18 protein-coding genes and 3 tRNA genes are annotated in these 18018 nt (G+C 52.5%); 15 read left to right on the forward strand and 6 right to left on the reverse strand.

What is annotated here, in order from left to right; all coding sequences use genetic code 11:
* Nucleotides 1–173: 173 nt before the first annotated feature.
* The 5 genes from eptA to rnt all read left to right on the forward strand — a co-directional run bounded on the left by eptA (nucleotide 174) and on the right by rnt (nucleotide 4879).
* Complete coding sequence (eptA, locus tag MWH02_RS02765) at nucleotides 174–1811, forward strand: phosphoethanolamine transferase EptA (RefSeq protein WP_271459862.1); 1638 nt, start codon at nucleotides 174–176, stop codon at nucleotides 1809–1811.
* A 39-nt stretch (nucleotides 1812–1850) separates the two neighbouring features.
* Nucleotides 1851–2447, forward strand: coding sequence for a TetR/AcrR family transcriptional regulator (locus tag MWH02_RS02770; protein WP_101764545.1), 597 nt, complete (start codon nucleotides 1851–1853; stop codon nucleotides 2445–2447).
* Between the two features lie 49 nt (nucleotides 2448–2496).
* On the forward strand, nucleotides 2497–3594 hold the full coding sequence (locus tag MWH02_RS02775) for an alkene reductase (protein WP_137385682.1): 1098 nt from the start codon (nucleotides 2497–2499) through the stop codon (nucleotides 3592–3594).
* A 101-nt stretch (nucleotides 3595–3695) separates the two neighbouring features.
* The gene (gene gloA, locus MWH02_RS02780) at nucleotides 3696–4103 is read left to right on the forward strand and encodes a lactoylglutathione lyase (protein ID WP_007892766.1); all 408 of its coding nucleotides are present in this window, start codon (nucleotides 3696–3698) and stop codon (nucleotides 4101–4103) included.
* Nucleotides 4104–4210: 107 nt separating this feature from the next.
* Entirely contained in the window at nucleotides 4211–4879 is a 669-nt protein-coding gene (gene rnt, locus MWH02_RS02785) for a ribonuclease T (protein ID WP_101764547.1), read from the forward strand.
* A 35-nt stretch (nucleotides 4880–4914) separates the two neighbouring features.
* Here the strand turns inward: rnt and MWH02_RS02790 are convergent, their stop codons facing one another.
* Nucleotides 4915–5250, reverse strand: a complete 336-nt coding sequence (locus MWH02_RS02790) for a Grx4 family monothiol glutaredoxin (protein ID WP_175501675.1) — start codon at nucleotides 5248–5250, stop codon at nucleotides 4915–4917.
* A 364-nt stretch (nucleotides 5251–5614) separates the two neighbouring features.
* On the opposite strand from MWH02_RS02790, the gene MWH02_RS02795 reads away from it, so the two are divergent.
* Complete coding sequence (locus MWH02_RS02795) at nucleotides 5615–6406, forward strand: C40 family peptidase (RefSeq protein WP_271459863.1); 792 nt, start codon at nucleotides 5615–5617, stop codon at nucleotides 6404–6406.
* Nucleotides 6407–6462: 56 nt separating this feature from the next.
* Here MWH02_RS02795 and cydH read toward each other — a convergent pair whose 3' ends face one another.
* Complete coding sequence (gene cydH / locus MWH02_RS02800; RefSeq protein WP_007892756.1) at nucleotides 6463–6552, reverse strand: cytochrome bd-I oxidase subunit CydH; 90 nt, start codon at nucleotides 6550–6552, stop codon at nucleotides 6463–6465.
* A gap of 274 nt (nucleotides 6553–6826) precedes the next feature.
* Between cydH and purR the strand changes: the two genes are divergently transcribed.
* On the forward strand, nucleotides 6827–7852 hold the full coding sequence (gene purR, locus MWH02_RS02805) for an HTH-type transcriptional repressor PurR (protein WP_008110309.1): 1026 nt from the start codon (nucleotides 6827–6829) through the stop codon (nucleotides 7850–7852).
* Here the strand turns inward: purR and punR are convergent.
* Nucleotides 7849–8760 (reverse strand): DNA-binding transcriptional activator PunR, encoded by a 912-nt coding sequence (gene punR / locus MWH02_RS02810; RefSeq protein ID WP_101764625.1) that lies wholly within the window; start codon nucleotides 8758–8760, stop codon nucleotides 7849–7851. The genes purR and punR overlap by 4 nt on opposite strands.
* 110 nt (nucleotides 8761–8870) lie before the next feature.
* Here punR and punC point away from each other — a divergent pair, with 110 nt between their 5' ends.
* Nucleotides 8871–10073 carry a purine nucleoside transporter PunC gene (gene punC, locus MWH02_RS02815; RefSeq protein ID WP_271459864.1) on the forward strand — a complete coding sequence of 401 codons (1203 nt, stop codon included), beginning with the start codon at nucleotides 8871–8873 and terminating at the stop codon, nucleotides 10071–10073.
* A 302-nt stretch (nucleotides 10074–10375) separates the two neighbouring features.
* Nucleotides 10376–11524: a cyclopropane fatty acyl phospholipid synthase gene (gene cfa, locus MWH02_RS02820; protein WP_110866031.1), complete on the forward strand. Its 1149-nt coding sequence runs from the start codon at nucleotides 10376–10378 to the stop codon at nucleotides 11522–11524.
* A 51-nt stretch (nucleotides 11525–11575) separates the two neighbouring features.
* On the opposite strand, the gene MWH02_RS02825 is transcribed toward cfa, so the two are convergent.
* Nucleotides 11576–12220, reverse strand: coding sequence for a riboflavin synthase subunit alpha (locus MWH02_RS02825; protein WP_110866030.1), 645 nt, complete (start codon nucleotides 12218–12220; stop codon nucleotides 11576–11578).
* Nucleotides 12221–12417: 197 nt separating this feature from the next.
* On the opposite strand from MWH02_RS02825, the gene MWH02_RS02830 reads away from it, so the two are divergent.
* The 6 genes from MWH02_RS02830 to MWH02_RS02855 all read left to right on the forward strand — a co-directional run bounded on the left by MWH02_RS02830 (nucleotide 12418) and on the right by MWH02_RS02855 (nucleotide 16474).
* Nucleotides 12418–13791: an MATE family efflux transporter gene (locus tag MWH02_RS02830; protein WP_110866029.1), complete on the forward strand. Its 1374-nt coding sequence runs from the start codon at nucleotides 12418–12420 to the stop codon at nucleotides 13789–13791.
* A 134-nt stretch (nucleotides 13792–13925) separates the two neighbouring features.
* Nucleotides 13926–14002: transfer RNA gene (locus tag MWH02_RS02835), tRNA-Val, on the forward strand.
* 3 nt (nucleotides 14003–14005) lie between these two features.
* A tRNA-Val gene (locus MWH02_RS02840) sits at nucleotides 14006–14082 on the forward strand.
* 19 nt (nucleotides 14083–14101) lie between these two features.
* Nucleotides 14102–14178 (forward strand) — tRNA-Val (locus MWH02_RS02845).
* Between the two features lie 342 nt (nucleotides 14179–14520).
* On the forward strand, nucleotides 14521–15933 hold the full coding sequence (gene pykF, locus MWH02_RS02850; protein WP_110866028.1) for a pyruvate kinase PykF: 1413 nt from the start codon (nucleotides 14521–14523) through the stop codon (nucleotides 15931–15933).
* Between the two features lie 304 nt (nucleotides 15934–16237).
* Nucleotides 16238–16474 carry a major outer membrane lipoprotein gene (locus tag MWH02_RS02855; RefSeq protein ID WP_007892735.1) on the forward strand — a complete coding sequence of 79 codons (237 nt, stop codon included), beginning with the start codon at nucleotides 16238–16240 and terminating at the stop codon, nucleotides 16472–16474.
* 75 nt (nucleotides 16475–16549) lie between these two features.
* Here the strand turns inward: MWH02_RS02855 and MWH02_RS02860 are convergent, their stop codons facing one another.
* Together MWH02_RS02860 and sufE are read right to left on the reverse strand one after the other, a co-directional pair.
* Nucleotides 16550–17536, reverse strand: a complete 987-nt coding sequence (locus MWH02_RS02860; protein ID WP_101764555.1) for a L,D-transpeptidase family protein — start codon at nucleotides 17534–17536, stop codon at nucleotides 16550–16552.
* A gap of 61 nt (nucleotides 17537–17597) precedes the next feature.
* On the reverse strand, nucleotides 17598–18014 hold the full coding sequence (sufE, locus tag MWH02_RS02865; RefSeq protein ID WP_101764556.1) for a cysteine desulfuration protein SufE: 417 nt from the start codon (nucleotides 18012–18014) through the stop codon (nucleotides 17598–17600).
* Nucleotides 18015–18018 lie beyond the last annotated feature (4 nt).

Below are 18018 nucleotides of genomic sequence, written 5' to 3' on the forward strand. Positions count from 1 at the left end.
GCAAAGCGTAGACGCCCATTGTGCATAATCAAGCCATTACGCTGTCTGGTTACGCCTGTTTACCAAATAGCCAGCATTTATCAGATTTGGATGGTTTATGTTTACTCTTGGTTAAGGTTTTCCTCAGCTTGTCTTCATACGATTGTCACACGACTTCTTACCGTTGAGTTTTCATGAGATTCCCGACCACCCTGCAGTGCGGCACCAGCGGATTTAACCTTATTGCTGCGCTGTTCTTCGCACTAGTTTTAAATGCCCTGTTCTTGCTGCGTGCCTGGGAAATGATTCCTTACGATCATCCCCACGATTATCTGTTCGCCGCCAGTATTCCGCTGGTGCTGGCCTCGGCTTTCTATTTTATTTTCTCACTTGCTGCCTGGCCTTATCTACGCAAGCCGTTGCTGATTGTGCTGGTGTTCGTCAGCGCCGCCGCCAATTACTTCATGCACAGTTTTGGCACGGTGATCGACACCAATATGATGCAAAATGTCTTTGAATCCGACCCGCAGGAAGCCTCAGCGTTGTTCAGCAGCCGCTATCTACTCTGGATGTTATTGATGGGGATGGTGCCGGTGGCGTTGATTTGCGGCGTGCGTATTCGTCGTGGACCACGCTGGTGGTGGAATCTGCTGCAACGCCTGACGGGCGCACTGGGCGCAATATTGGTGATACTGCTGATGGCGGCGCTGTTTTACAAAGATTACGCCTCGCTAATCCGCAATAATAAAAACCTGATCAAGATGATTACCCCGGCCAATATCGTCAGCGGCACCGGCCACTATGTCGATCAACGCTATCTGCAAGGTAGCCAGGCGCTGGTGAAAATCGGTGAAGATGCACATAAAGGTGCGTTAATCTCCGCCGCAACCCGTAAAACGCTGGTGGTGTTAGTGGTGGGTGAAACGGCGCGCGCCGAGAACTTTTCGTTGGGTGGTTACGCGCGAGAGACCAATCCAGAATTGAAAAAACAGCAGGTAATTTACTATCCCAACGCCAGTTCCTGTGGCACAGAAACCGCCATCTCGGTGCCCTGTATGTTCTCGAATATGCCTCGCATGCATTACGACGCCAATCTGGCGCACCACCAGGAAGGCGTACTCGACATCCTCGCCCATGCGGGCGTAAGCGTACTGTGGCGCGAAAATGATGGTGGCTGTAAAGGCGCCTGTGACCGCGTGCCGCACACCGATATGACGCAGTGGAAACTGCCGCAATATTGTCACGATGGTTTTTGCCAGGATGAGGTGTTGCTGCATCGTCTTGATAACTATGTTGCCAGCCTGCACAACGACGGCATTATCGTGCTGCATCAGATGGGCAGCCACGGCCCAGCCTATTATCAGCGTTATCCGGCTGAGTTCCGCCGTTTCACGCCCACCTGCGACAGCAAGCAGATTCAGGATTGCGATCATCAGGCGCTGGTGAATACTTACGATAACTCGCTGCTGTATAGCGACGACATGCTGAGCCGCACCATCGATAAGCTTAAAGGCCTAAGCGATCGCTTCAATGTGGCGCTGGTTTATCTCTCCGATCATGGCGAATCGCTTGGCGAGCGTGGGATGTATCTGCACGGCGCGCCTTACCTGTTTGCGCCTGCGCAGCAAACACACATTCCTCTGCTGATGTGGATGTCACCGGGATACGCGGCGGCGTACCACATCAATGATACCTGTTTACGCCAGCAAGCGGCTGACGCCAAGGTTTCGCAAGATAATCTTTTCCATACGGTTTTAGGCATGTTCAATATCCAGACGCAGCAGTATCAGCCGCAGCTGGACATGATCAGATCGTGCCAAACTGCCGCCTGAGGGTTGCGTTAGACTGACTGGTCTAATAACCTGCCCCCCATGAATAAGACTCTGCAACGCAACGATACCCGTGAACACCTGCTCGCTATTGGCGAGCAGGTTTGTTTACAGCGCGGCTTTACCGGCATGGGTTTGATCGAGATGCTGGCGCTGGCGGAAGTCACTAAAGGCTCGTTCTACCACTATTTTGGTTCAAAAGAGGCCTTTGGTGTGGCGCTGATTGAGCGCTACTTCAGCCATTTCCAGCAGCAGATTGATCAGCAGTTGAGTCTGCCCGATTTAACGCCGACCGAGCGCCTGTTAGCGCATTTCCGCTATGGCGAACGGCTGTTTATCGAGCAAGGTCATATTGTTGGCTGTCTTGGCGTAAAGTTGTCAGCCGAAGTGTGCGATCTCTCTGAGCCGATGCGCGATGCACTGCAACAGGGTGCCAACGCCATTATCGCTGCCTACACGCGCTGTTTGACTGAGGTGGCGGCTGAGCAGCCGCTGCCGTTTGGGCAAACGCCGCAGCAGCTGGCGCAGCGCTGCTACTTGCTGTGGCTCGGAGCCAGTTTGCAGAGCAAGATTTCCCGAGAGCCGGGCCCGATTAGCCTGGCACTCGACACCATCGAACAGTGGCTGATAAGTCACTGATTTTTAAAACCCCATTTACTAGACGACCGGTCTTCCTGGAGCAATCAATATGGCGAGTAAGCAGCTGTTCTCCCCACTTAAAGTGGGCGCGATTACCGTACCGAACCGCATTTTCATGGCCCCGTTGACGCGTCTGCGCAGCATTGAGCCGGGCGATATCCCTACGCCGCTGATGGCAGAATATTATCAACAGCGCGCCAGTGCCGGTTTGATCATCACCGAAGCCACCCAGATCTCTTTCCAGGCGAAAGGCTATGCCGGTGCGCCGGGTCTGCACACACAGCAGCAAATTGCCGCGTGGAAAGTGATTAACGAAGGCATTCATGCCGCCAACGGTCACAGCGCTGTACAACTGTGGCACACCGGCCGCATATCTCATAACAGCGTGCAGCCCGAAGGCAAAGCGCCGGTCGCCCCATCCCCACTAGCGGCAGGTACGCGCACGTCCCTGCGCGCCGCGGATGGTTCTGTTTATCGTGAAGACACCTCCGTGCCGCGCGAGTTGTCAGTGGCTGAAATTCAGCAAATCGTAAAAGATTTTGGTCAGGCCGCCGCCAATGCGCGCGAAGCCGATTTCGACCTGCTGGAGCTGCACTCCGCGCACGGCTATCTGATGCACCAGTTCCTCGCACCAGGTTCAAACCAGCGTACCGATGAGTACGGCGGTTCGATTGAAAAGCGTGGCCGTTTCGCGCTGGAAGTGGTGGATGCAGCGATCGCCAACTGGTCTGCCGATCGTATTGGTATCCGCGTTTCGCCAATCGGTGCTTTCCAGAATCTGGACAATGGCCCGGAAGAAGAAAAAGCGGCGCTGTGGTATATCGCCGAGCTGGGCAAACGCAGCATCGCCTATCTGCACCTTTCTGAGCCAGACTGGGCGGGCGGACAGCCTTACAGCGATGCATTCCGTGAAAAAGTGCGCGCCCTGTTCCCTGGCGTAATCATCGGTGCCGGTGCTTACACCGTTGAGAAAGCCGACGATCTGATTGCGCGTGGCCTGATTGACGCCGTGGCCTTTGGTCGCGACTTTATCGCCAACCCGGATCTGGTTGCCCGTCTGCAGCAGGATGCGCCACTCAATCCGCAGCGTCCTGAGAGTTTTTACGGTGGCGGCGCGGAAGGTTATACCGATTATCCAACCCTGTAAGAAAATGGCTGCCGCGGCGGATAGGCGGCAGCGTTATTTCATCAGTGTGTATACTAAGTTGCTTGTCATGCACTGATGACGTTTTAAAAAAAGAGGATGTTATGCGTTTACTTCACACCATGTTACGCGTTGGCGATTTACAACGTTCAATCGATTTCTACACCCGCGTGCTCGGCATGCGCGTACTGCGTCAAAGCGAAAACACCGAGTATAAGTACACCCTGGCATTCGTTGGCTACACCGAAGAGAGCGAGGGCGCGGTGATTGAGCTGACTTACAACTGGGGCGTGGATAAATACGATCTCGGCAACGCTTACGGCCATATCGCGCTGGGCGTGGACAATGTGGCTGACACCTGCGAACGCATTCGCAGCGCGGGCGGCAACGTAACGCGTGAAGCGGGCCCGGTAAAAGGCGGTTCGACTATTATTGCGTTTGTTGAAGATCCAGACGGCTACAAAATCGAGCTGATTGAAAACAAACATGCCGGTCACGGCTTAGGCAACTAAGGTTGCTCGTCAGCCTGCTATTTGCAGGCTGACTTCCCTCTCCTGCTGCACCCTCCTGCGATTTTTGCCATAATGCGCGCTGCCCTATTTATTGCCATGAGATCCTGATGTCTGAATCGAACGCTTTAAACGCTCTCCACCAACGCTTCCGCGGTTTTTATCCTGTTGTGATCGACGTTGAAACCGCGGGTTTCAATGCACAAACCGATGCACTGCTGGAAATTGCAGCCACCACGCTGAAAATGGATGAAGACGGCTGGTTGCACCGCGATGAAACGCTGCACTTCCATGTGGAACCGTTTGAAGGCGCCATTCTGAATCCTGCGGCGCTGGCGTTTACCGGCATCGATCCCACCAATCCGCTGCGCGGTGCGGTAAGTGAATATGAAGCCCTGCACGCGATTTTTAAAATGGTGCGCAAAGGCACCAAAGATAGCGGCTGCAATCGCGCCATTATCGTGGCGCACAATGCCACTTTCGATCTCAACTTCGTGATGGCGGCCGCCGAGCGCGCCAGCCTGAAGCGCAATCCGTTCCACCCGTTTGCCACTTTTGATACCGCGGCACTGAGCGGTTTAGTGCTGGGGCAAACCGTGTTGGCGAAAGCCTGTAAAGCGGCGGGAATGGAGTTTGATAGCACGCAGGCGCATTCGGCACTGTATGACACCGAGCAAACCGCGACGCTGTTCTGTGAGTTGGTAAACCGCTGGAAACGCCTGGGCGGCTGGCCGCTGGCTTTTAGTGAAGAATCCGCAGACGAGGCGTCTGCCGAGTAACTAAAGAAAAGGCCGACATGTGTCGGCCTTCTGCATTATTCCGCTTCTTTATACTTCTCAGCGGTCTCTTTCAGCAGTGGCTGAAGTTCACCGCGCTGGAACATCTCAACGATGATGTCGCAGCCGCCGACCAGTTCACCGTCGACCCACAGCTGCGGGAAGGTTGGCCAGTTAGCGTATTTTGGCATTTCAGCGCGAATATCCGGGTTCTGCAGAATATCCACGTAAGCGAAACGCTCGCCACACGCAGAAAGCGCCTGCACGGCTTGCGCCGAGAAACCACAGCTTGGCAGCTTTGGAGAACCTTTCATGTACAGCAGAATCGGGTTTTCTGCGATCTGACGCTGAATTTTTTCAACAGTACTCATTATTGCCTTCCTTAATCTTCTACTTCGTGTTTGTTTATTGTAGCGATTTCGCTCCCGGACTGAAAACGGGATTTTGCGTTTGCACTGGCTAATCGCCATGTTTGTTAAGTTAACGCATGACAAATAACATTTTCATATCATTAATTGGCATTAATAAATTAATAATTAGCAATAATTTCGCTGTGTTAACCAGCTGAAATCGCTCATTTTTGCTACAGAATCAATCTGGTAACATATTAATAGAAAAAGGCCTTACCTTTTGTAAAAAAAGTGGATTAGAATTGCCTCGGCGCTGGTCACTTGATCAGATTTCTCTCACTTTTACGCAGTCTGCTTTGATTCAGCCTGCTTAACCTGTAACCGGATTATGCGTCTACTAATTACGCTTTTCATACTGGCTTTTGCCCAACTGTTTTTTAATGTGGCCGCTGCATCTCCGCATGCGCCCGTTAACGCCAGTTCGCTTAAAGCAGAGAAAAAGAGCGCACGTGAAGACGAGCGCCGCAAACGACGTCCGGTAAAAACCACCACCAAAAAATCGCGTCTGACCGCTGTTCAAAAATTCAAACTCAAAAAACAGAGCAAAACAGACATCGCGCTGCACAAAACCACCAGCAAAAAATCCCCGCTGAAACTCTCTGCTAAGAAATACGGTCATCAACGTTTAGCGAAGAAAACGCCCGAGATCGCCGTCGATGATGAAGCGTTAGTGCTGACCGGCATCAAAATGAGTAAAGCGCACCGTCAGCGTTATCAAAAAGCGCGTGAAACGGCGATGACCAAATTAATGGGTCAACTCGGCAAACCTTATCAGTGGGGCGGCGCTTCGCCACACACTGGTTTCGATTGCAGCGGCCTGGTATGGTACGCCTATAAAGATCTGGTGAAATTCAAACTGCCACGCACCGCCAATGAGATGTATCACCTGCGTGATGCGGCACCGATTAAGCGTGAAATGCTGGAGAAAGGCGATCTGGTGTTCTTCCGCATCAACAATCGCGGTACCGCCGACCATGTGGGCGTTTATCTTGGCAATGGCAAATTCATTCAGTCGCCGCGTACCGGCAAAGATATTCAGATTAGCGCATTGGGTGAGGATTACTGGCAGAAACACTATGTGGGCGCGCGTCGTATGATGACGCCAAAAACCATTCGCTAGTTGTTGCGCAACAGACATAAAAAAGCCGGATGCTGTTCTCAGCTCCGGCTTTTTTGTTAATGCATGATCGCGGTAAAGCTGAAGGCGATAATCATCAACAGTGCGCCAACAGTGGTCATTAGCGCCAGCTTCAGGTCGGTATTCATCACAACTCCTTAGTCACACAATTATTAGGGTTAAGACGATTTTCGCATAGCAATAGGCAAAAATCTCGTGTTATCCGCGCCAGCTTGCTAGAATCGCCGCCTTTCGTTGCGCAACAGATTTTGCGCAGGCTGTATTTACAGCGTGATGAAGTGATTTCGCCTGCTAGAACATACCGTTTTGCCCGCTTTTTTGGGCTGTAAAAGCATTAGCAGACGCAAACGTTTAACAATATACTTATCAGTAAGTTGCGATAAGCCCAGGAGCACCATTTTCATGGCAACAATTAAAGATGTCGCAAAACGCGCGGGTGTCTCAACCACCACGGTTTCGCATGTCATCAACAAAACGCGTTTCGTTGCGGAAGAGACGCGTAACGCCGTATGGGAAGCGATCAAAGAATTACATTACTCGCCAAGTGCCGTGGCGCGTAGTCTTAAAGTCAATCACACCAAAACCTTGGGTCTGCTGGCGACCTCCAGCGAAGCGCCCTACTTCGCTGAAATTATCGAAGCGGTGGAGAACCGCTGCTTCGAACGCGGCTATACGCTGATTCTCGGCAATGCGCACAACGATCTGCAAAAGCAGCGCGCTTACCTGTCAATGATGGCGCAAAAGCGCGTCGATGGCTTGCTGGTGATGTGTTCGGAATATCCAGACGATTTGCTGCAGATGCTGGAAGAGAACCGCAATATCCCCATGGTGGTAATGGATTGGGGCGCGTCACGCGGTGATTTCACCGATACCGTGCAGGACAATGCATTTCAGGGCGGCTATCTCGCCGGGCGTTATCTGATTGAACGTGGCCATCGCGATATCGGTGCCATTCCTGGCCAAATGGAGCGCAACACCGGCGGTGGACGTCATGCTGGCTTCCTGCAGGCTATGAACGAAGCGGGCATTACAGTGCGTCCGGAGTGGGTGGTTCAGGGCGACTTTGAGCCTGAATCGGGCTATCAGGCGATGCAACAGATCTTAAATCAGAAACAGCGTCCAACCGCGGTGTTCTGCGGTGGCGATATCATGGCGATGGGCGCGATTTGCGCTGCTGATGAGATGGGTTTGCGCGTACCGCAGGATATCTCGGTGATTGGCTACGATAACGTGCGCAACGCGCGCTATTTCACACCAGCGCTCACTACCGTGCACCAGCCGAAAGCTGAACTGGGCGAAAAAGCGCTGGAAATGCTGCTGGATCGCATCACCAGCAAGCGCGAAGATCCGCAAACTATCGAAGTCCAGCCAACGCTGATTGAACGCCGTTCGGTGGCGTACGGTCCGTTCCGCGACTACCGCCGCTAAGCCGACACTTCGCTGAGCCATTCGTGGTTCAGCGTTTCCGCATCCCCGAGATAAGCCAGTAACCACGCCAGCGCCGGTGACGCGCGCTGTTCTGACCAGCTGACGCAGCACGGACTGTCCGGAAACGCCTGCGGTAGCGCCAGCTCGACCAGTTTTTGGCTGTCCAGCAGTGGACGCGCCAAATGGCCAGGCACCATGCCGACGCACAATCCTGCCAGCAAACAATCCATCCCGGTTTCCCACTCTGGCACCACCAACCGCCGCTGATTATCCAGCGTCCATGTCATACGGCGCGGCAACGCACGCGAGGTATCTTCCAGCACCAACGATGGCCACGCCCGCAAGGTTTCATCATCCAGCTCCTTGCTGTTAACCAGCGGATGATCAGGGCTCACCACACAACGCCAGTTCAGCGCGCCCATATCCTGAAAAGCAAAACGTCCGCCCACCGGGATGGCCTGAGTTGCGCCAATCGCCACATCCACCCGACCATCAGCCAACGCATCCCACACGCCGTTGAACACTTCGTAGCTGATAATCAGCTCCATGTCGGGAAAATGGCGGTAGAAGTCTTTCACTAACTGTCGCGTACGCTGCGGTTTTACAATGCAGTCGACCGCGATGCTCAACTCGCCGCGCCAGCCATTTGCCAGTTGCTGACACTGCCGGCGAGTTGCCAGCATTTTTTTGATAACAGATCGGCCTTCTCGCACAAAATGCTCGCCCGCCGCTGTCATCACCACTTCCCGATGCTGGCGCTCAAACAGCGGCACCGCCAGCCAGGTTTCCAGCTGGCGCACAGTGTAACTCACGGCAGAGGGCACGCGATGCAGCTCCTGCGCTGCCGCGCTAAAACTGCCGGTGCGCGCTACTGCATCCACCACTTCAAGCGCATATTCTGACCACATAATTTTGCCTTCAAAAATTTTAACAGCACCATGCAAATATTAGCGTTTCACAAAGCGCGCTGCATCCTTTTACACTCCCCGGCGTTCACCCTGCCCAAAAGAGAATCAACATGTTGTCGTCTAAAGCATTTATGCCTTATCTCGCCGTGCTCAGCATGCTCGGCTTTCTTGCCACGGATATGTATTTACCCGCCTTTGGCGATATGCAGCGTGATTTTGCTAGCGCACCCGGCACCATCAGCGCCAGCCTGAGTCTGTTTCTCGGCGGTTTTGCCTGTGCCCAGGTATTTTGGGGACCGCTATCAGATCGTTATGGACGTAAGCCGATTTTGCTGGCGGGCCTGACCATCTTCGCCCTCGGTTGTCTGGGAATGCTGTGGGTGACCGATGTCCGCCTGATGCTGGCGCTGCGTTTTATGCAGGCGATTGGCGTGTGTGCGGCTGCCGTAAGCTGGCAGGCGCTGGTGGTGGATCACTACCCAAAAGCGAAAGCCAATAAAGTGTTTGCAACGATTATGCCGCTGGTTGCGCTGTCTCCGGCGCTGGCACCGCTGCTCGGCGCCTGGCTGATCGGCCACTTCCACTGGCGCAGCATCTTTATCACGCTGACGCTGGTTGCCGTGGTGTTGCTGATCGGTACGCTGCAATTAACCTCGCCTAAGCGCGAGAAAGTTGCCTCAGGCAAACAACCCGGCTGGTTGACTTTGCTGGGTACCCGCGTATACAGCGGTAACGTCTTAATCTATTCGGCATGTTCGGCGAGCTTTTTCGCGTGGCTGACGGGCTCACCTTTCATTCTCGCCGCAGCTGGCCTGACGCCGGGTGATATTGGCCTGAGCTATATTCCGCAGACCATTGCGTTTCTGATTGGCGGCTTTGGCTGCCGCACGCTGTTAAATCGTTATCAGGGCGCGCAACTGCTGCCGTGGTTGCTGGTGCTGTACAGTCTGAGCATCCTAAGTCTGTTTGTCATCGCCCTGATGCCTTCAGCGCCGCTGTTTGTGCTGCTGATGCCCTTCTGCGGCATGGCGCTGGCCAATGGCGCGATCTATCCGATAGTGGTGGCCAGCGCATTAGCGCCCTTCCCGCACGCCACCGGTAAAGCGGCAGGATTACAGAATTTATTCCAGTTAGGATTGTGCTTTGTCGCCAGCCTGCTGGTCTCCGCCGGCCTTGAGCAGGCGCTGTTCAACACCACATTAGTGATGGTGGCCACCGTGGTACTGGCGTGGGTGGGCTTTGTCTGCCAGCGATCGGCAAACGCACAAAGTGATATTGCCCACACTTCCCGTCCCTGCGAAGATAATCTCTAAGCCAACGCTTTTCGTTAGCAAACTAACGATAACCCGTTGAATATTGACCCACGTGAGCATATACTCAGTGGGTCAGTAATTCTGTATTAAATCAATAATATAAATGTAATACCTTTAGCGACTCTGTCGCGGGATGGCGTCTGCACGGTACTCCAGTGTTGCGTCCAACTTTTCTATTCAAATTCATGCCTCTGTAAAACGTCGGATTTCTGGCGCACGGATTTTCCGTGAGTTCTCTCACAGGTCTTGGGAAATTGGCTATTCTTTTTCTCAGGTTCAGATCGGAAGGTGATGGAGAAGCTATGAGTTCATCTGTTATAGAAGAAGTGAGCCTTGAAGAAAACCACTGGTTTCGGATCGTCAATGAACTGCTAGAGCGTGCTGATATTGCAGTTAATGGCACTCGTCCCTGGGATATTCAGGTAAAGCATCCAGATTTTTTTAAACGCGTGCTCGAGGAAGGATCGCTCGGATTAGGTGAAAGTTACATGGATGGTTGGTGGGAGTGCGAACAGCTTGATATGTTCTTCCATCGCGTTTTAAAACACCATCTGGATAAACAATTACCGCGGCATTTTAAAGATACGTTGCGCATCGCCGCCGCGCGTCTTACTAATTTGCAATCGAAAAAACGCGCCTGGATTGTGGGTAAAGAGCATTACGACCTGGGTAATGATCTATTCTCACTGATGCTTGACCCTTATATGCAATATTCCTGCGGCTACTGGAAAGATGCTGATACGTTGGAAAACGCGCAGCAGGCCAAACTGGATATGATTTGCCGCAAGTTACAACTTGAACCGGGCATGACGCTGTTGGATATCGGTTGTGGCTGGGGCGGACTGGCGGAATATGCCGCTCGCCATTATGGCGTCACGGTGCATGGCGTCACTATTTCTGCAGAGCAACAAAAACTGGCACAACAACGCTGTGAAGGACTGGATGTCACTATATTACTGCAGGACTATCGCGACCTGAATAATCAATATGATCGCATTGTTTCTGTCGGAATGTTTGAACATGTCGGGCCGAAAAACTATGCCACTTATTTTGATGTTGCTGACCGCAATCTCAAACCAGACGGCATATTTTTACTGCACACCATTGGTGCCCTCACAACGGATATGAATGTCGATCCGTGGATTGATAAATATATCTTCCCGAACGGTTGTCTGCCGTCGGTCCGTCAAATCGCTGATGCCAGTGAGCCACATTTCGTCATGGAAGATTGGCATAACTTTGGCGCAGATTACGATACGACGTTAATGGCATGGTATGAACGTTTTCAGGCGGCGTGGCCGCAGCTGGCTGAGAAATATGGCGAACGTTTTAAACGAATGTTCGACTATTATCTCAACGCCTGCGCCGGTGCGTTTCGTGCCCGTGATATTCAGCTGTGGCAGGTGGTATTCAGTCGTGGCAAGGATGGCGGATTACGCGTAGCGCGTTAATGAGCTTGCAGAAATAAATCAAGGCGCCGCAGGGCGCCTTTTTTAACGCCATTATTCTGCGCTGGCAATCTGCGCCAGTGCAGCGGCTTCACGCTGCGCTAATACGCGTTCAACGGTTTCCACAATAGCCTGCGTATGAGGATCAATCTCAATATTGACCTTCTGACCAAACTTCTTCGCGCCTAACGTGGTGCGCTCGAGGGTTTCCGGAATCAGATGCACACAGAACTTGCTTTTGGTAACGTCGCCAACGGTCAAACTAATTCCGTCGATACCCACAAAACCTTTATGCAGAATATATTTGATCTGCGTGGCATCCTGTAATTTAAACCAGATTTCGCGGTTGTTTTCTGACTGGATGATTTTGCAAATTTCCGCCGTGGTCATAATATGGCCAGACATCAAATGGCCGCCAATTTCATCACTGAACTTCGCTGCACGCTCAATATTCACCACATCCCCGACCTGTAATTCACCCAGGTTGGTAATGCGCAATGTTTCTTTAATCAGATCGAAGCTAACCCGATCGCCATTAATCTCAGTCACAGTCAGGCAGCAGCCGTTGTGGGCTACCGATGCGCCCAGCGCCAGTCCCGGTAACAGCTCATCCGGTAAGCGCACAATATGGGTACGAAACAGATCTTTCTCTTCAATGCCGACAATTTCTGCCGTGCCTTGCACAATTCCAGTAAACATAATCTTAGCCTCTGCAAAGTTTGCGTCAGTTTATCACAGCTTGTCGGCGGCAGCTTAATTTGGCGGAGTTCAAACTTTACACAAATTGCTAAACAAAATGCGATCAACGTTTGGCGGAAGCCAGCGCTGCCGCTACACTGTGCGCGCATTCTTTGGGCATTTCGCCCCGCTCTCTTCATTAATTAAGCAGGTGTAACGTGCAGAAGTATTTTACCGAAGCGCGTCAATTGCTGGCCCTCGCGATCCCGGTCATCCTTGCTCAGGTGGCCCAGACTGCGATGGGATTTGTAGATACTGTTATGGCCGGTGCGGTAAGCGCCACGGATATGGCCGCCGTCGCTGTCGGCACCTCTATCTGGCTTCCCGCCATTCTGTTTGGTCATGGTCTTCTACTGGCTTTGACGCCTACCGTTGCGCAACTCAACGGTTCAGGACGACGCGAACGTATCGCGGAACAAGTACGCCAGGGATACTGGATGGCAATCGGTGTTGCACTCCTGATTATGGTGGTGCTGTGGAACGCCGGTTATCTGATTAACACCATGCATGATATCGATCCTGAATTGGCCGCCAAAGCCGAAGGATACCTGCATGCGTTGCTGTGGGGCGCACCGGGTTACCTGCTGTTCCAGGTGATGCGCAACCAATGCGAAGGTTTGTCGAAAACCAAACCGGCGATGCTGCTCGGCTTCCTCGGCCTGATGGTGAACATTCCGCTCAACTATGTGTTCATTTACGGCCATTTTGGTATGCCGGCCTTAGGCGGCGTCGGCTGCGGCGTGGCGACGGCATCGGTCTATTGGGTGATGTTCCTGGTGATGCGCTTCTGGGTGAAACGCATGGCAAGCATGCGCGACATCCGTATGAAAATGCGCTGGTCTGCACCGTCACGTGCGATTTTGTCACGCCTGTTCACGCTGGGTTTGCCGGTGGCATTGGCGCTGTTCTTTGAGGTGACGCTGTTTGCCGTGGTGGCGCTGTTGGTATCACCGCTCGGTATCGTGAAAGTGGCCGGACACCAGATTGCACTCAACTTCAGCTCGCTGATGTTCGTGTTGCCGCTGTCGCTCGGCGTCGCCACTACCATTCGCGTTGGCTATCGGCTGGGACAAGGTTCGGCCGAACAAGCGCGCGTTGCTGCGTGGACCGGGCAAGGCGTCGGCATCAGCATGGCGGCCATCACCGCACTGTTTACCGTGATTTTCCGTCACGATATCGCTGGCCTGTACACGGCAAATCCAGAAGTCATTACCCTTGCGGCACAGCTCATGTTGCTGGCGGCGATTTATCAGTTCTCAGATTCAATTCAGGTGATTGGCAGCGGTATCTTGCGCGGTTATAAAGACACGCGCTCGATCTTCTTCATTACTTTTATCGCCTACTGGGTGCTGGGTTTGCCGGTGGGTTATGTACTGGCGATGACGGATTGGGTCTTGCCGAAGTTGGGTCCCGCCGGCTTCTGGTGTGGCTTTATTATCGGCCTGACCTCCGCAGCGGTGATGATGATTTGGCGCATCCGTCGTTTGCAGCGCCTGCCTGCGCAGGTCATCCTGGCGCGCGCCGCGCGCTAAGTGGCTGATAACGGCGAAAAAAACGACGCATAGCACAGTTGCTGGTCAGTCGTAGGGGAAAAACACTTTTTCCCCTTGCCAGCATCACGGCCTGCCGTTAATATTCGTCCCCGCTGTCGCCCTGACAGCGTGTTGCGCTCTTAGCTCAGTTGGTTAGAGCACCACCTTGACATGGTGGGGGTCGATGGTTCGAGTCCATTAGAGCGCACCAAGTGCGTCCGTAGCTCAGTTGGTTAGAGCACCACCTTGACATGGTGGGGGTCGGTGGTTCGAGTCCACTCGGACGCACCAATTTGTGAATTTCCTCAATGCGCTCTTAGCTCAGTTGGTTAGAGCACCACCTTGACATGGTGGGGGTCGATGGTTCGAGTCCATTAGAGCGCACCACTCTGGTTTTATCTCCTTGCGCAACACCTTTTTCTTGATCTGCATCGTCTATATCGCGCCGCTTTTATATTGGTTTTCGCATACTTAGCGACTATACTATGCCGCGTTGTTCCACCTGAAAGGTTTCAGCGCTAACGTGCCTATGCAAACAACTCCAATGATTTGCGCAACACTGATCACTCAGTTCCCTCGCGTACTGCATAACTTCTCTGCACGCTTTGCTTTCGTCTCCTATTCTTATTTCTGTGAAATCCGATCCAACACCATAAATATTCTCACTTCGGTGCCGTGCGCATCGAATCCCGACCTTTATCATCCATCACAACTTATAGAAAACCTGACATGAAAAAGACCAAAATCGTTTGTACTATCGGTCCAAAAACCGAATCCGAAGAAATGCTGACCCAACTGCTGGAAGCGGGCATGAACGTGATGCGCCTTAACTTCTCGCACGGGGATTACGCTGAACATGGCCAACGCATTACCAACATGCGTGCCGTTATGGAAAAAACCGGTCGTCAGGCCGCTATTCTGCTGGACACCAAAGGTCCGGAAATTCGCACCATGAAACTGGAAGGCGGCAACGATGTGTCGTTGAAAGCCGGCCAGACCTTCACCTTCACCACCGATCAGTCAGTCATTGGTAACAGCGAACGCGTTGCCGTGACCTACGCCGGCTTCACTGAAGATCTGAAAATTGGTAACACTGTTCTGGTCGACGATGGTTTGATCGGTATGCAGGTCACAGAAGTCACTGAGAATTCAGTAATCTGTAATGTCCTGAACAATGGCGATCTGGGTGAGAACAAGGGCGTTAACCTGCCAGGTGTCTCCATTCAGCTGCCTGCATTGGCGGAAAAAGATAAGCGCGACCTGATCTTTGGTTGCGAGCAGAACGTTGATTTCGTCGCCGCTTCGTTTATCCGTAAGCGTTCTGACGTGCTGGAAATCCGTGAGCACCTGAAAGCGCATGGCGGCGAGCATATCCAGATCATCTCGAAAATCGAGAACCAGGAAGGCCTGAACAACTTCGACGAGATCCTCGAAGCCTCAGACGGCATCATGGTTGCTCGTGGCGACCTAGGCGTTGAGATCCCGGTTGAGGAAGTAATCTTCGCGCAGAAGATGATGATTAAGAAATGTAATAAAGCACGCAAAGTGGTCATCACCGCGACGCAGATGCTGGATTCCATGATCAAGAACCCACGCCCTACCCGCGCGGAAGCCGGCGACGTGGCGAACGCCATCCTCGATGGTACCGATGCGGTCATGCTGTCTGGTGAGAGTGCTAAAGGTCGTTATCCACTGGAGTCGGTCACCATCATGGCGACCATCTGTGAGCGTACCGATCGCGTGATGAAATCGCGCATTGACTCGCTGCAGGACTCACGCAAGCTGCGCATCACCGAAGCGGTATGCCGCGGTGCCGTTGAGACTGCAGAGAAGCTGGAAGCACCACTGATTGTTGTAGCCACCGAAGGTGGTAAATCGGCTAAAGCTATCCGTAAGTATTTCCCGGATGCCACCATTCTGGCGCTCACCACCAACGAAACCACCGCTCGTCAGCTGATTCTGAGCAAAGGTATCGAAACTCATCTGGTGAGAGAAATTGCCTCAACTGATGATTTCTACCGCATTGGTAAAGAAATGGCGCTGGAAAGCGGATATGCGCAGAAAGGCGATGTGGTGGTAATGGTTTCAGGTGCATTAGTACCAAGCGGAACGACAAACACCGCGTCTGTACATGTAATCTGATTAGCAACTGAATTTTTATTTAAAAGCGCCTTTTAAAGGCGCTTTTTTTATTGCAGAGGTAATACAAAAGCCAGAAATTTCCAATCGAAATTAACTATTCAAAATCTCGTATGATTAAGGTTAGTCCGATTAAATCTCTCTGTTTTAGCTAATTATTTTCATCATCTTCTGTTAAATGCTGTTTCTTTGAGCGAACGATCAAATTTAAGCATGTTCTCATCAAAAATTTATTCTCAACTCAAAAAGCTTTGTGTAATACTTGTAACGCTACATGGAGATTAACTCAATCTAGAGGGTATAAAGAATGAATCGCACTAAACTGGTACTGGGCGCTGTAATCCTGGCTTCAACTATGCTGGCTGGTTGCTCAAGCAACGCTAAAATCGACCAACTGTCTTCAGACGTTCAGACTCTGAACGCTAAAGTTGATCAGCTGAGCAACGACGTGAACGCAATCCGTTCTGACGTTCAGGCTGCTAAAGATGACGCAGCTCGTGCTAACCAGCGTCTGGACAACCAGGCTCACTCTTACCGTAAGTAAGAGTTCTGGTTTGAAAAATGGTGCCCATGTGGCACCATTTTTTTTGTCCTGATTCTGCGATGCTCTGGTCCGAATTCAGGGCTGCGCCACGGCCTCACCACGCTGCTCCATTGGTACTGCGCTTTCATCTGTAACCGGCTCACCGCTGCTCACTAATACCGGCATCCCGGAACGTCGGGCTATCGCTTCCTTGATCAACGCCGTATCACTCTTCTCGCTCTTCGAGAAGGCTTTCAGCTGCGCTGACTGCGCAATCGGCATGGTTTGTGGATCGTCCTTATCATTACGTGATAACGGCTGATGCACTTCAACGTAGCGCTTACCGTCGGGCTCAATCGCATATTTGATGGGCTGATTGATCACCTGCACCCGCGTCCCTTTCGGCACGCTATTGAACAGCGCTTCAATATCATCCGGTCGCAGGCGAATGCAGCCGGAACTCACGCGCATGCCAATACCAAAGTCAGCATTGGTGCCGTGAATCAAATACTGACCGGTCCCACGCGCCAGACGCATCGCAAACAGCCCCATTGGGTTATCAGGCCCGGCTGGCACCACGCCCGGCAAAGTAATGCCCTCTTTGGCGTAGCGCTTGCGGATATTGGTGGTTGGCGTCCAGGTAGGATTCGGGATTTTCTGGCTGATGCTGGTGACCATGGTTGGCGTCATAGCGCCTAATTGACCGATCCCGATCGGATAGACGACCACACGATCTTCACCTTTCGGATAATAGTAAAGTCGCAGTTCCGCGAGGTTAATCACGATACCTTCCCGTGGTGCATCGGGTAGCAGCATCTGCAGTGGCACGGTTAATTGTGTGCCAGCCTTGGGGAGCCAGGGATCAACGCCTGGATTAGCTTCAAGCATGCCGAGCATGCCTATCTTATAACGTGCGGCAATGCTCTCCAGCGGCCGCTTGTCATCCGGCACGGTGGTCAGGGTGTTTTCGCCAATCAAACGGCTGTTATCGGCTGGTAGGGGATATTCCGTAGCAAATGCAGGTGCAGAGAGTCCGCAACAGGACAACAGCAATGCACCGGCTAAACGTAAGGCTGGTTTCATGCAATTTTCTCTTTGTCGGATAGAACAGACCCCGGTCAAGCCGGGGTCTGGAGAGTGTAACTTAGCTGAGGGTCTGAGCGTTATGCCGGATCGCGCGGATCATCGCTTCCAGCCCCTGCGAACGCGAGGGAGTGAGATGTGAGGTCAGCGCCAATTCGCCGAACCAGTGGCGCACATCGAGATCGAGAATCTCTGACGCCTTAAGCCCTTGATACAGGCTAAATACCACTGCAATCAACCCTTTAACGATGGCGGCATCGCTGTCGCCTTCGAGGGCGATGGTGCCATCGGCCTGCGGGGTCATGCGTATCCACACCTGGCTCTGACAACCTGAAATCACGTGTTCCGGCTGCTGTAAGCTTTCGGAGGATTCTGGTAATTTCCCACCGAGTTCAATGATGTAGAGGTACTTCTCTTCCCAGTTTGCGCAACGATTGAAGTTACGCACTAATCTCTCTTTATCTGGCAAATTCGCCATGAAT

This window comes from Pantoea leporis, assembly GCF_028048155.1.
GTDB classification, from domain to species: Bacteria; Pseudomonadota; Gammaproteobacteria; order Enterobacterales; family Enterobacteriaceae; genus Pantoea; species Pantoea leporis.